This window comes from Streptococcus panodentis, from assembly GCF_017884005.1.
Classification (GTDB): Bacteria; Bacillota; Bacilli; order Lactobacillales; family Streptococcaceae; genus Streptococcus; species Streptococcus panodentis.
Genome location: NZ_QFAY01000013.1, coordinates 24,331 through 36,899 on the forward strand (window position 1 = coordinate 24,331; position 12,569 = coordinate 36,899).

A 12,569-nucleotide genomic window follows, 5' to 3' on the forward strand; every position below is an offset into this window, starting at 1 on the left:
TCTGTCTCCTTACCTGAAATAATAAGACGCATTCTTCATGCGTTCTTGTGTTGATTTATTCTGCAGTATTCTGTCCTGCAGTGCATAGCGTATCGCGTCAATACAATGATTGTAGCTGTCTACCGGCTCGTTGATGTACTCGTTTGTCTTCTTGTCTTTCTTCCAAGTGTAGTTTTCAAGTTCCTCAATCAGCTTGACACAGCGCTCATCCACCACCCAATCATACTGCAGCAGGTACTGAATTCCTTGCATGACAGATCCAGGGTCTTTCTGTGCGTCGATGACATAACGGATACCAGAATTGCGCAGCTCCTGGTTTGATTTCTTTTCAGCAGAATCGGCGCGTATCTGCTCTTTCGCATAGCCAAGGTCTTTGATAGCTCCAGCTATTTTATCGTTAGTCAGGCCTTTTCTGACATATTCCTCGACAACGTACAGCTTTCTATTTGCGTCGTCTATCCTGATGTGCATAAATGCCGACGGGTCATTGATAAAACCGTAGTCAAGCCCAAAATAGGCCGGCAGGTGTGCCAGCTGCTGCTTATTCAACAGCTTCTTTTCGTACTTCGGAAATACCAGCTTGTCCAGTGTGGCAAACTCACCAAGAGCATATATCTTGTAATAAGCTTCGTTCCGATTTGCTAACTCCTCAATGTTTTCTCTAGTCAGTTCGTCCAGAAAACGATTATCTTTGTAGGTCGTTTGGTAGACTGCTGTATTTTTCGGCGACTTGACAAAGAATGCATTATATACCCAGTTGGCCTTGCTGACCGGGTTGAACATTAAAAATATCTGCTTGAACTTATGCTTCTTTTCCCGCAGACGCAAAGTCAGCTGCGTATAGTCGTCAAGCGTGAACTCTGACGCTTCTTCCATGACCACATCAGCCACACCCTTGATTGACTTGATTTTTTCCGGGTTGTCCATGCCCTTAAAGACAAATTCTGCGCCGTTCGGCAACTCAATGCGATAATCAGAATTGTTGATTTTGCAGAGGTCAAGAACTTTCCAAGCCGACAGACACTGCTTGACGTCCTCGAAAATAGAATCCCGCAGCGTGGCCCCGACCTTCCGCAGAAAGAGAACCTTACGGGGATATTTCCAATCTGACAGAGCCTTGAAGACGACCTTTTGAATAACGCCGTGGGATTTGCCGCTAGAAGCACCGCCATAGTGCACTTCGGTAAAGTTGGTATAATCAGTCAGCCGGTCATAGATGTGTTTATTAAAGACCCTGCTAGGCCTGTCAAATGTGATTTTAATGCGAGGTCTAGTCTTCGTCGTCGTCATCCCAATCACCTACCTTGATTTCAATTGTCTGATTCACATTGACCTCAAGTGGCAGCGGATAACGTTTCATGATTTCAGACCCAGCTCGAATGACTGTAGTATTATCAGCTTTCTTCGTAGTTCGTACTACTCCGCCGCCTGCCGGATCCACAAACACAACTTCTTCAGGCCGTTCGCCACGCAAAATAGATGTCCAGACTCTCATGACTTCTTTTTGGTCTGCGATGGCCGCTTCGTCAAGCTTTTTCAAACGTTCGTCTAAGTAATGCTTGATGGCTGGTTTTGTTAAGTTCTCCTGTCCGATGTTTCGCGCAGTCTTCTTCGAATACCCGGCTTTTATTGCCGATTGTGTCGCGTTTCCGCTGATGATGTACTCGTCAGCGAATTTCTTTTGCTTGATAGTCAATTTCATGATTTTCCATCACCTCGGTTCTATTTTTACGCAAGCAAAGAGGACGCGATTTGCGTCCTCGTTTCGGGGAATAAAAGAGTTTTCGAAAAAGGGGCGAGTTGTGCGGTTTCAGCAAGGGAGATTAAAAAAACGAAGAAGGTTTTCACTATGGCTCCTCGCCTCTATTTCGACACTACCATAATATCACTTTTAAAGTGCAGGGGGGTGCAAAGTGTGCGAGATTTTTTCTTCCGCACTTTCTTTTGTGTAAAAAATCGCCCTGCGGCTTAACGGCAGCTCTCTTTCAATTTCCTTGATGGAATGTCCGTTGATGTAATAGAGCCTCATGATGAGATTTTCCACTGGGTCGTCCAGCGCTTCGATAGCTTTGACTAATTCATCGCGCTCTTTGTAGAGCTGCTGGATTTCCCTGTAGATTTTTTCGGACTTATCGATAATCAGCACATTCAATTCTTCGGACCGATTGACTGGACTTTCAGCTTTTGGCATGTCGTTATATTGCTGGCTGCGCAGGATACCGGATTTGAGGCTGATTATTTCCTGATGTTTTGACTTGGCTTTGATGTCGATGTATTTGAGTGCCTTTAGCCTGCGTCTGATGTCGATAGTCATATCACACCACCTTGCCGTCGAATACCAGCGTAATAGTCCCTGTACCGTCCTTATGGTCGCTGACAAGTGCTTTACAGTCTTCGCTGTAATCAAAACCGTTAATTGTCACTTTTCCATTCTGGACGTGAATAATAGCATTTTCAGTAATTACTCGCATTGATCTCCCTCCAGTCTTCTGATTTGTTCGTCGCAGTTCTTGATGCGTTCTCTCAGCCAGCGTCTGCGTTGTGCCATGGCACCGAGGCCGAAAGCACCCTTTATTTTTTTCAGGCTGTCTTCGCTTCCCTGGTCTTGGTACCAGTCTCTTACATGTTTCCAGTGCGATAGTTCATTCAGTTTATTCATCTTCGAACTCCTTGATTAGCCAATCTAAGTTCTTGCGGGCCTTTTTTAAATCTTCAAGGCCGTTCTTTTTCTGGAAGCGCAGCATATACTTCATAGCGTTGCCCCAATAGAAGCCTTGTACTGCGGTTAGGTCACCGGCAAAGTTCCGGACCACATCGATTGCCTCAAGGCCGAACTCGCCTTGGTAGTGGCTTGGTTTGTTCACGACATCAGCCACGCTGAAATCAATTCCTAGATTGCGTTTGCTGTCGTGTTTTTCAGCTTGTTCTAACACCATTAGTTATTACCTCCTGCTTGTTTCTCCAGCCAGCTGAATAGCAGACTGAACTGCTCGGTTACCAGCTTATCGTCGTTGTATTGTTTGCATACCTGCCCCATGGATTCGACTGCCCACATCCAGTAGGCATCTGAACCAAAACCGACTTCTTGGCTTTTTTGGTTGCTGGCCTGCATCCACTCCGGGATGACCCGGCTGAAAAAATCGATATAATCAATTCTCATGGCAGCTCCTCGATTTTGATATAAATCCCCACAGTATACGCCCAGAACTTTTCTGCGATTTCACTTGCTACTTGCGCATCGTCTTGCCAATAGCCTAGCTGCGTCATGCAGTCCTTGAGCAGTTTTTGCAGATTGTCCGTATCTGGCTTAGTGGTCTTGTACTGGCCATCGTAGCTTTTATTGATACGAGGAAAGCACCACTTAACTGTGAGACGGACTGCGCCGGTATACTTTTCAGGCGGCACATGCTGGGCCAGTAGTGCGAGAAATTTCTCTCTGGCAGCTTTCAGGCTTTCGGGCTCGTAGAACCGTGGTTTGCCATTTACCACGGCTACCTTTTTTTGTTGGTGCGTGGTTGTCGGTATTTTTTGCATTGGTAGAAAAAATTCAGTCATAGTCCTGCCTCCGCTCAGCAACTTCCCAATCATACATGTCTTGTAGACTTGGCATTTTGTCTTCTTCGTTTTCGTCTAATATTCCAAGACTTCTGTGTATTTTACCTAAAATACTTGCATGGGATAAAGAAATCAGAATAGGAGCACTTTGATAACTCAAAAAAATTTTAGAGCATTTTTCATTTACCTTTTCAACCATAACTATATGATTGACGTTTATAAATTTCCCCTGCACTGTAATAAACATTTTTATTTTACCTTTCTTTTTTTACTTTATTTTTTCGCGCTTAGTCCATGGGCCATGTATATGACAGGGTGCGTATTTAGCAACCCTGTCAATACAGGCATGGACATGATGGCCGACAGGACATTATCTATATATATAATATATAGTTGTCTGTCGCACGACACCACCACGATTTTATGGTGTTGTCGCACTTACGACACGACCATAATTTTATGGTGTTGTCGTCGGTTTGACGATAGGGATGATATTCCCTGTGTTTTTATCTATTTGGTATTTTTTAGATGTTTTCATTCGTCTTTCAACCGTTCTAACACTTATACCCAAGTAATCTGCCACATCTTCTTTTGAGGGTAGTTCACCATAATTCGCATTTTCGATCGCTTCGTCAAACTCTATAAGTTTTTGTTTTTTGTCTTCCTTTGCGTTCTTTTTGCGAGTTTCTTTGGCTCTTTGCCAGTTGGACTTATTTTCTTCAAGTTCAATATCCGCCAGTACACCGCTGTCATCAAGCGCATGTACTGGATAGCTGAACCACATATTGACTGGCTTGAACTTGGCGAACTCTCGGAGTGTGCCTTCCACACGCCATGCGGTGGCTATCTGGATTTTGTTACGGACTTCTTCGAGCTTGTCAGTGTAGACTGCCCGGTCCATTACGCCGGGGATGCCTTTTTCAAAGTGCGTCCGCATTTGTGCTGCACTCAAGAGGTCATCCAGTCCGACATGCTGCTGGTAGTAGGCCTTGTTGCGTTCTTGCAGCGCTTCTTGGTAAACCTTGCAGGCTGCTTGATTGAGACGCTGCGTCAGCAGTTCTTCCGTCACATCCAGTTCTACTAAGTCGATAAGCGCATCAGGATCCCGAGCGAATACACCGGACCCGCTGGCACGGTCCATGGACTTCTTACCACCCTGCGCACCTTTCGAGTGGTGGTGACAGTAGATAACGCTAGAGCCTAGCTCTGTGGCTACTTTGTCGAATTGATTGGTAAAGTGGGCCATCTGGTCTGCGCTATTCTCGTCACCCGTCAGAACCTTGTAAATAGGGTCGATGATGACTGCGATGTAATTCTTCTTCAAAGCTCGACGGATGAGCTTAGGCGCCAGCTTGTCCATTGGTACGGTTTTGCCCCGCAGGTTCCAGATGTCGATGTTGTGGATATTCTGCGGCTGCAGCCCCATAGCTTGGTAAACATCTCGAAAACGATGTAGAGCTGACGGCCTGTCCAGCTCCAGATTAACGTAGAGGACTCGGCCTTGTGTACATTCCCAGCCTAGCCATTTCTCACCCTCAGCAATCGCAATCGACATCTCAATCAAAGCGAATGACTTACCTGCTTTAGACGGTCCAGCAATCAGCATCTTGTGACCTTGACGCAGAACGCCGTGAATCAACTCAGGAGCCAGCTCTGGCAGGTTGTCCCAGCTGTCGGCCAACCCTTCAGGATCCGGCAGGTCATCGTTCAAGTCTTCGATGTACTGGTACCATTCGTCCCAGTCAGCCTTACCGATGTTAGTATCTACTAGGAATTGCTTCTGACCGTTTCGGACAAAGCCCGGCATGCGTGATAAACGGCTTGGATTGCGGTTTTGCGTGTCCACGATGATACCGTTTTTTTGGCAGATTTTATAGAGATAATCCACCCGCTTGCGGTACTCGTCGTAGTTGCCGGCGTCTACTTTTACGATAGCGTGCAGGGATTTGTTGCCACTGTGGACCAGCGCAGCGATTGGCAGCTCCAGTTCCTTGTAGATGGCATTCTGTTTGTCTATCGGCATGCTGTCTGATTCGACCAGTGCATAGCGAAAATCTGTCACATTTTCATTTTTTGCGCCTCGTCCGTCCATCGGATTGAAGCGAATCCATGCTCCGGCTTCTTCCTTGTAGTCACCGAGAACAGCTCCGATGTCGCCATCACATTGGCTTAGCTCTTTAATCAACTGGCCAGCTGTGCGGTCATAAGCCCCCTTAGTGGGCAGCCATTTCTCAATCTCGCCGGTTTCCTCGTCCACCTTTGGCCATGTTTCTGTTACGTAGCCGACATTTTCGCTGGCTTCAAAAAGCGTTTCTAGGTATTTGATGATTTCCTGTACCGGATTCCAGACAGTCGGTTCGTGGATTTCCTTGCCTTCTATCCAGTTCTTATCAATGACCTTGTAATCACGGTCGATGGTATCGTTCCAGTCCAATTCATGCGCATTCTCGCTGTCGTGGCTGTATTGCGATACCCAGCCGCCTTCTTTTGCCAGCTGCGTGATAGTCGCTCCTGTGACGACTGTGCCTGCCTCTTCGTTAAAGGTGTCCCACTTCTTGAAGCATTCAAATTTCTTGTACCGGCTGTCAGCCTGCGACCAACTGTCCCAGTCTGCTGCCGTGTAGCCCTCGTGTTTTAAGGCCATGCCCACATTTACCCATGTCTGGTAGTCTACCGTGGCAGGATTGATATAATCCAGCAACGGTAACAAATTAAAATCATTCTCTGCCACTTGTTATCTCCTTTGTGTTTATTTTAACTCCTTCGCTATCGCCTCAATCACATTGACTGTGACGCTGTTTCCAGCCTGCTTGTATAGCTGGCTGTTACTGTCGCCAGTTACAAGGGTATTGGCCATATTCTTGCCAATCCGCCCCCTGCGAGTGGCAGAATTTGGGTGCGATAGATTGACACTATCTCCCGCCTCTGCCTCTGCATAGCCTACGGATGTCGCTTCTTTGATTTTGATTTTCGGCTCTTGGCCACCACCTTGCATTGTGGATAGAGTAGGCGCTAGGCTTTCGGTATCGTATACTCTTGAACTCTGGCCATAGCTGCCTTGCAGGTTGCCAGCAATTCTTATCTTTGGCCCTTCTCCCTTGTTCGTCGTCAAAGTCGGCGACAGTCCGTCGGATTGATATACTTCTCCGTTCATCCCACGGCCAGAAGGATTGACATTCCCGATACTGGTCACTTTCTGATCGTTAATTTCCGCAGAGCTACTTCCGAGAGGAAATACTCCTCTGGTACCTGCTCCTCTAAGATGTCCGATAATGAACACTCGCTCCCTGTTTTGGGGGACACCAAAGTTTTTGCTGTTAAGCACTTGCCATTCAGCGTCATACCCCAGCTCTGCCAAGGTTGCGAGTATGGTTTCGAAGGTATCCCCCCCCCGTTGTGGTTGAGTAATCCTTTGACGTTCTCAAGGAATAGCATGCGAGGTCTGAGAATAGATGCGAACCGTGCGATTTCAAAAAATAAAGTTCCTCGAGTATCCTCGAATCCTCGCCGCTTTCCCGCAATGCTGAAAGCCTGACACGGAAATCCACCGCAGATAATATCGACGTGTCCGATGGATCGAACAGCGTCATCTGGTACGGCTGTGATGTCATGCAGTTCTATCTCTCCTTTCGTGTCGTGTATAGCTTTGTAGGACTTACGAGCGAACTTGTCAATCTCGCAGAAACCTACGCACTCATGGCCGGCTGCTTCCATGCCTAGACGGAAACCGCCGATACCGGCAAATAGGTCTAAAAATTTCATTTTATTCCCTCAAAATAATAGTGTTTGAACTGTGTGTTTATCAATCCTGTCTAGAGCTTTCTCGTAATACTCTTGACTGGTCTCAAAGCCGAAGAAGTTCCGGTTAGTGTTAAGGCAAGCAATCGCAGTTGTGCCGCTTCCCATGCAGTTATCCAACACCAGCCCCCCCTCATTTGTATATGTTTTAATGAGATATTCAAATAAGGCGACTGGTTTCTGCGTGGGGTGGAAATTATCTTTTTCGTTTTCAAAAAACAACACGCTTCTAGGATAACGATAGCCGTCGTTTACGGTTTCGATATTATCCCTTTGATTCCCGTAGTTGCTGCTATGTGTGCTATATGTAGCTTTGTACGGTTTTCCGTAAGTAAACTGCGGATTGTATGTCGGCAGTTCCTTGTAGAACACTAAAATATTTTCGTGTGATTTTAACGGCATTCGGTTAGCGTTAAGGTGTCCTGTTGCGTTCGATTTCTCCCAAATCCATTCATAACGCAGAAGTTTGGGGTTGCTTGCGCCAAGGATTTTGTCAAAAGGCGTCTGTGCAGTGAGTACAATCGCGCTATTATCCTTGATAATTCGTTCGTACTGTTTCCAAAGCTCATCAAATGGCAGCACACTGTCCCAAGCGTTTCGGGTTGTTCCGTAAGGCAAATCGCATAATATCATGTCAATAGACTTGTCAGGTATTCGTTGCATACCAATTAAGCAATCCTCGTTGTAAATCGTATTCAATTCCATACATCACCCCGGCACATATTCTTTCGGTCGTACGCCAGCAGGCAATCGCCAGCCGTTCGCTGCGATACGATCAATCATATTTCTAGCTTGGTCAAATTGCCACATGCCCACATCTTTGAAGCCACGACCTTCCAAAAACCGAATCTGTTTTGGCGTGGTCAGTCCTTCTGATTGACGCTTGTGCAGTCTGTCCAGTAAGAGGTTGGCCTTCCCTGCGTTGCCTATTTCGTCGGTAAAAATGCCGTATTTCTCAAGTGCTTTCAGCTGCTTATCACTGGCAGGTGCTTGCTCCCATCCGAAATTAGGCACATAGTTCGACAAATCTTCAGCATGGATAGACATTTCAAACTGCAGCGGATCCACTAGCTTGCGCTTGCGTTTGCGCATTTCTTCCAGCTGCTTGGCTAGGGCTTCCTCACGTTGCGCAACTACATCCTCGGCAGCCTTGACTTCCATATCTTCCAAGTCCAGCAGGACGCCGGTTTCTTCTTCCATGTTCTCGACCATCTTCTGCGTTACTTCTGGAGATTCACAGATGAGGTGAGCTGGCCGGCATAATTCATGGCGTTCTGTGTGCCAGAGGAAGTCTAGTAAAAGCAGTTCTTCCTTTCCTGGATGCAGGCGAGTACCCCGGCCGACCATTTGACTGTAGAGCGCCCGCACCTTAGTCGGCCGCAGGACCACCACACAGTCAACTGATGGACAGTCCCAGCCTTCGGTTAAGAGCATAGAGTTGCATAGGACATTATACTTATCATCTTCAAAGTCTTGTAGCACCTCCGCCCGATCCTTAGATTCACCGTTGACTTCAGCAGCTCGGAAACCTTTCTGATTGAGAATGTCCCGAAACTTCTGCGAGGTCTTGACCAGCGGTAGGAATACGACTGTTTTGCGGTTTGCGCATTGCTTGACCATTTCATCAGCTATCTGCTCCAGATATGGATCTAGGGCAGTGCCTACATCGCTGGCTTTGAAGTCGCCGGCTGACATGCTGACATTGGATAGGTCCAGCGTCAGCGGGATAGTGATAGCTTTTATCTTGGATAGGTAGCCTTCTTTGATGGCCTGTACTAGCGAGTATTCATAGGCCAAGCTGTCGAAGTATGTGCCAAGGTTACGCATATCGCCACGGTCTGGCGTTGCTGTTACCCCGAGGACATCTGACTGTTCAAAGTAGCCAAGGACACGCTGGTAACCGTCTGATATAGCGTGATGAGCTTCATCGACTACGATGGTATCGAACCAGTTAGGTGGGAATTGACTCAGTCGTTTTTCTCGCTGCATGGTCTGGACTGACCCGACGACAACCCGATACCAGGACCCTAGAGAGGTATTTTCTGCCTTTTCCAGCGCAGTACCTAATCCAGTAGCGGTCTTGAGTTTGTCGCTGGCCTGTTCCAGCAGCTCGGACCTGTGAGCAAGGACAAGCACCCGCTTGCCCTCCTTCACTTGGTCTTCGATGATTTTTGAAAAGACGATTGTTTTTCCGCATCCTGTTGGCAGAACTAAGAGCGTGCGCTTGCGACCTTGAGACCATTCGGCTTGTACGGCTTCTCTGGCTTCCTGTTGATAAGGTCTTAATTGCATCCCTTACCTCCTAAAATTGCCCGGCTTGGTATCCACCTTGCGCAGGTTGCTGCGGTTGTTGCGGCTGTTGATAGCCAGCTTGACTTGATTGTGGCTGACTGTTCAATACTTTGGTGTAATCCACATCTTCAGGGTAGAGCATGGATTTTACTTCGTTGTAGTTATTGCCATTGTATTGACGCGTACCAATCTTACATACACCAGTCGCGCCGATGATAGCGTTCCAGTTCATGCGCAGCGGCTCGCCCTTCTTCTTCTGGCCAATTGCAGCGAAGAAAGCGGACAGCATTCCTTCAGTTGTGCTATGCAAGAATAGATTGTGGCGCAATTCTGTTTCGCCTTCGTTCGCTACAATCTTGATGCTGACGATAGCCTTGTTACAAGCTGGCAATTTGCCGGGATTTTGTGGATTTGGTGTGTGTCGTGCACGTTCCATGCCAACGACCGTAAAGTGGTACAGTCCGTCTGGCAGTAGGATAAACTCTGAATCTTTTTCGATTGTATCGTCCCAGCCAAGTTCACGCTCAAAATTATTGTATTGTTGTGTCATGTGTTTTTCTCCTTTGTTTCTTATGCTAAAATTGTGATTTTGTCATTGCCAACAAGTTCTTTTGTCAAGTAGCTTGCGATGTTGCTGATAGCTTCCAGTTGCCACTTGCCTCCATCTGCTTCAAAGAGGGCCAAGTCTGCCAGTTTGTTGATCCGGAAGATAAACTGACTGGCTGGCTGTTCTACTTCGTTAAAGGTCCGATATGGACGTAGGGTCACTGGGTTCGGTGTCTTCGCTTTAGAAAGACTCGCCACACCATCTCGGACGGTTGCCATCTGGCTAACACCATTGTCTTGGACTTCTGCACCTTTTTCGATTTTTAGATGACTAGCAAAATCAAGCACGATACTACGGTCTGCATCGTCAATGAACATAGATTGTAGCATGATATTAAATTCTTCTTGATCGTGCCAGTTATCAAACGGAATGCGTGGCACAGCAGCTTGTACATAGACAAGCTGATTGCGTCGGCCGTAGTCGAAATCTACTTGGTCATATACAGATACCTTCTGCGGACTTTCCACTACGACAAGGACACGTTTTGAATTGATGATGTCGTTGTCAGACTTGAGGTAGTCTACCAGACTGCGCAGCGTGTGCAGATTGAGCACCGGCGCATATTGGCGAGGATTCAGCTCACACAGACTGTGACGGTTGCTGTCGTAGTATTCCTTACCTGTTTCGGACTTAATGATTTTACTTTCCTGATCTGCCAATTCAACTGCATAGGATAGTGCGTCTTTGATGTTTTCTGCCATGTTTAGTTACCTGCTTTCTTTTGGTTGTAATCAATGATTTTAGAGTTTTCCTGTTGTTCCACTTTTTCGATAAGCTCACCGGTGTCAGTTCGCATGTCGCCGTTGTCGTCAAAGTACGTTTGACCCGGTATGCCGCTTTTAAGCTCGTTGGCGTGGATTTTTCCTGCTTCATCACGACCGACAATGACAGTTGTTGCGACGCCTTTTTGCGGCGCCAAAGTGGACTTGACTTCCATTCCTGTCTTGACGACAGTTCGCTCATCGTCTGTTGACATAGTTAGCGTAATAGTGACTTTACGGGTCGCCTTCGCTTCTGTGTTGAGGTCTAGGATATTATCTAGGACCTTTTCGAGTTCCTTGTCTACCTTTTCCTGCAAGGCAGTATTTGCGATTTTTGATAAATCGATTTTGATTGTTTTGTCTGTCATGTGTACTCCTTGTTATATTTTGCAATTAGTTCCAATTCCCAGAATCTACGACATCGTAAAGGGTAGTTCTGGATCTGTGCGTACTTGATTTTTGATAACGTCCAGCGTTTCGCGCCAGTGGGCTACAATCATATCCCAATAATCAGGCGGGAAGTTTTCAATAGGCGTTCCCAGCGGGAAATGTCCCCGGATATAAGCTACTTGCTTCAGCTCGTCTTCAGTTGCATTTTCCTGCTTCATCAGGTCCGTCAGGCTATTTGGTAAGCTGGCGCTGTATTGCTGCTGTGTGGGCTGTGTCTGTTGCGCTGGTACCTCTGCTTGTGGTTTATCTGCAACCTGTGACATGTCGATTGGCAGTTCTGTTTGTGCTGGTTCTGGGTCTTTCTGAGGGGTTTGCTGAGGTGTTGGTGTTGGTTGCGGTGTTGCTCGTGGTTCTGCTTGCGGTGTAGGCTGCACAGTGGCTGGCGGACTTACAAAGATATGAGCGATGCCGCTGTAGTTAAATGGCAGTTCATCTGGTAAGCCGTGACGATTCTTTGCGTCCCATGCCGGCCGGTGATTGGTGTACATGACCCGCTCGCCGCCTTGAGCCTTTTTCTTGCCGTTTTCGGCCGTCATGACTAGGGTCTTGTAGTTGGCAAACAGGACCATATCCGCCCATTCCTTGACTAGCGGCGCTGTCTTAGAGCCGGTTTTCTGGCCAAGTTTTAGCTCATAACGGTCGTATGACCCTAGTTCGTCTGGCTGTTCAAACTTCTTGATTTGAGCGTGCGCAGTCAATACCACATTGATCCCCATATCCACCAAATCAGACAAGCTGTTTAAGAAACGTCCGATTTCTTCTTGGACATAAGTGTAGCCCTTTCCCCAGCCGAAATCTTCAATCCCTTTCTTGCCATGCTGAGCGCAGACATCAGCGACCGCCATAGATTCCGCCCAGTCGATCGTATCAATGACGAGTGTTCCACACTCGGTCGGATTGGCCTTGATAAAGGCTACTTCATTGTTTAGCATGGTCCAGCTAGTCGGTTTGTCCAGCCGTGCCACGTCCATGTTGTCCGTTGACCCCTCCGTGTCGATAAAGACCGGGTTCGGGAATTCTGCTGCAAAGGTAGATTTGCCGATACCCTCAGGGCCATAGATAACTACTTTTTGAGCTCGTGCCCGTTTTCCTCTTGTAATTTGCAT

General features: G+C 47.1%; 16 protein-coding genes and 1 pseudogene. All 17 read right to left on the reverse strand.

Annotation, left to right across the window (positions count from 1 at the left end):
• Positions 1-9: 9 nt before the first annotated feature.
• Positions 10-1,290 carry a PBSX family phage terminase large subunit gene (locus tag DHL47_RS07125; RefSeq protein WP_209551377.1) on the reverse strand — a complete coding sequence of 427 codons (1,281 nt, stop codon included), beginning with the start codon at positions 1,288-1,290 and terminating at the stop codon, positions 10-12.
• Positions 1,271-1,702: a terminase small subunit gene (locus DHL47_RS07130; protein ID WP_209551378.1), complete on the reverse strand. Its 432-nt coding sequence runs from the start codon at positions 1,700-1,702 to the stop codon at positions 1,271-1,273. Before DHL47_RS07130 ends, DHL47_RS07125 begins: the two co-directional genes overlap by 20 nt.
• A 189-nt stretch (positions 1,703-1,891) precedes the next feature.
• A complete protein-coding gene (locus DHL47_RS07135; protein ID WP_209551379.1) occupies positions 1,892-2,314 on the reverse strand; it encodes a DUF1492 domain-containing protein in 423 nt (140 codons plus the stop codon).
• Position 2,315: 1 nt separating this feature from the next.
• Positions 2,316-2,471, reverse strand: a complete 156-nt coding sequence (locus DHL47_RS07140; protein WP_209551380.1) for a hypothetical protein — start codon at positions 2,469-2,471, stop codon at positions 2,316-2,318.
• Positions 2,462-2,659: a hypothetical protein gene (locus tag DHL47_RS07145; protein ID WP_209551381.1), complete on the reverse strand. Its 198-nt coding sequence runs from the start codon at positions 2,657-2,659 to the stop codon at positions 2,462-2,464. The genes DHL47_RS07140 and DHL47_RS07145 overlap by 10 nt, the downstream gene beginning before the upstream one ends.
• Positions 2,652-2,936, reverse strand: a complete 285-nt coding sequence (locus tag DHL47_RS07150) for a DUF3310 domain-containing protein (RefSeq protein WP_245335578.1) — start codon at positions 2,934-2,936, stop codon at positions 2,652-2,654. The genes DHL47_RS07145 and DHL47_RS07150 overlap by 8 nt, the downstream gene beginning before the upstream one ends.
• Entirely contained in the window at positions 2,936-3,160 is a 225-nt protein-coding gene (locus DHL47_RS07155; protein WP_209551382.1) for a hypothetical protein, read from the reverse strand. The genes DHL47_RS07150 and DHL47_RS07155 overlap by 1 nt, the downstream gene beginning before the upstream one ends.
• Positions 3,157-3,555: a RusA family crossover junction endodeoxyribonuclease gene (locus DHL47_RS07160; RefSeq protein WP_209551383.1), complete on the reverse strand. Its 399-nt coding sequence runs from the start codon at positions 3,553-3,555 to the stop codon at positions 3,157-3,159. Before DHL47_RS07160 ends, DHL47_RS07155 begins: the two co-directional genes overlap by 4 nt.
• Entirely contained in the window at positions 3,548-3,802 is a 255-nt protein-coding gene (locus DHL47_RS07165; RefSeq protein ID WP_209551384.1) for a hypothetical protein, read from the reverse strand. Before DHL47_RS07165 ends, DHL47_RS07160 begins: the two co-directional genes overlap by 8 nt.
• Before the next feature lie 210 nt (positions 3,803-4,012).
• Positions 4,013-6,286 (reverse strand): AAA family ATPase, encoded by a 2,274-nt coding sequence (locus DHL47_RS07170; RefSeq protein WP_209551385.1) that lies wholly within the window; start codon positions 6,284-6,286, stop codon positions 4,013-4,015.
• Between the two features lie 18 nt (positions 6,287-6,304).
• Positions 6,305-7,317 (reverse strand): annotated as a pseudogene (locus DHL47_RS07175) (DNA cytosine methyltransferase).
• Positions 7,318-7,326: 9 nt separating this feature from the next.
• On the reverse strand, positions 7,327-8,058 hold the full coding sequence (locus tag DHL47_RS07180) for a DNA-methyltransferase (RefSeq protein WP_209551386.1): 732 nt from the start codon (positions 8,056-8,058) through the stop codon (positions 7,327-7,329).
• Between the two features lie 3 nt (positions 8,059-8,061).
• Positions 8,062-9,645, reverse strand: coding sequence for a DEAD/DEAH box helicase (locus DHL47_RS07185; protein ID WP_209551387.1), 1,584 nt, complete (start codon positions 9,643-9,645; stop codon positions 8,062-8,064).
• Between the two features lie 10 nt (positions 9,646-9,655).
• Complete coding sequence (locus DHL47_RS07190; protein ID WP_209551388.1) at positions 9,656-10,195, reverse strand: hypothetical protein; 540 nt, start codon at positions 10,193-10,195, stop codon at positions 9,656-9,658.
• Positions 10,196-10,215: 20 nt separating this feature from the next.
• A complete protein-coding gene (locus tag DHL47_RS07195) occupies positions 10,216-10,953 on the reverse strand; it encodes a hypothetical protein (protein WP_209551389.1) in 738 nt (245 codons plus the stop codon).
• A gap of 2 nt (positions 10,954-10,955) precedes the next feature.
• Entirely contained in the window at positions 10,956-11,381 is a 426-nt protein-coding gene (locus DHL47_RS07200) for a hypothetical protein (RefSeq protein WP_209551390.1), read from the reverse strand.
• 45 nt (positions 11,382-11,426) lie between these two features.
• Positions 11,427-12,569, reverse strand: a complete 1,143-nt coding sequence (locus tag DHL47_RS07205; RefSeq protein WP_209551391.1) for an ATP-binding protein — start codon at positions 12,567-12,569, stop codon at positions 11,427-11,429.

Coding starts and splice junctions, on each gene's coding strand:
- DHL47_RS07145 (WP_209551381.1), bottom strand. CDS start 2,659: ATGAATAAACTGAATGAACTATCGCACTGGAAACATGTAAGAGACTGG.
- DHL47_RS07185 (WP_209551387.1), bottom strand. CDS start 9,645: ATGCAATTAAGACCTTATCAACAGGAAGCCAGAGAAGCCGTACAAGCC.
- DHL47_RS07160 (WP_209551383.1), bottom strand. CDS start 3,555: ATGACTGAATTTTTTCTACCAATGCAAAAAATACCGACAACCACGCAC.
- DHL47_RS07190 (WP_209551388.1), bottom strand. CDS start 10,195: ATGACACAACAATACAATAATTTTGAGCGTGAACTTGGCTGGGACGAT.
- DHL47_RS07205 (WP_209551391.1), bottom strand. CDS start 12,569: ATGCAAATTACAAGAGGAAAACGGGCACGAGCTCAAAAAGTAGTTATC.
- DHL47_RS07165 (WP_209551384.1), bottom strand. CDS start 3,802: ATGTTTATTACAGTGCAGGGGAAATTTATAAACGTCAATCATATAGTT.
- DHL47_RS07180 (WP_209551386.1), bottom strand. CDS start 8,058: ATGGAATTGAATACGATTTACAACGAGGATTGCTTAATTGGTATGCAA.
- DHL47_RS07135 (WP_209551379.1), bottom strand. CDS start 2,314: ATGACTATCGACATCAGACGCAGGCTAAAGGCACTCAAATACATCGAC.
- DHL47_RS07130 (WP_209551378.1), bottom strand. CDS start 1,702: ATGAAATTGACTATCAAGCAAAAGAAATTCGCTGACGAGTACATCATC.
- DHL47_RS07125 (WP_209551377.1), bottom strand. CDS start 1,290: ATGACGACGACGAAGACTAGACCTCGCATTAAAATCACATTTGACAGG.
- DHL47_RS07200 (WP_209551390.1), bottom strand. CDS start 11,381: ATGACAGACAAAACAATCAAAATCGATTTATCAAAAATCGCAAATACT.
- DHL47_RS07150 (WP_245335578.1), bottom strand. CDS start 2,936: ATGGTGTTAGAACAAGCTGAAAAACACGACAGCAAACGCAATCTAGGA.
- DHL47_RS07140 (WP_209551380.1), bottom strand. CDS start 2,471: ATGCGAGTAATTACTGAAAATGCTATTATTCACGTCCAGAATGGAAAA.
- DHL47_RS07155 (WP_209551382.1), bottom strand. CDS start 3,160: ATGAGAATTGATTATATCGATTTTTTCAGCCGGGTCATCCCGGAGTGG.
- DHL47_RS07195 (WP_209551389.1), bottom strand. CDS start 10,953: ATGGCAGAAAACATCAAAGACGCACTATCCTATGCAGTTGAATTGGCA.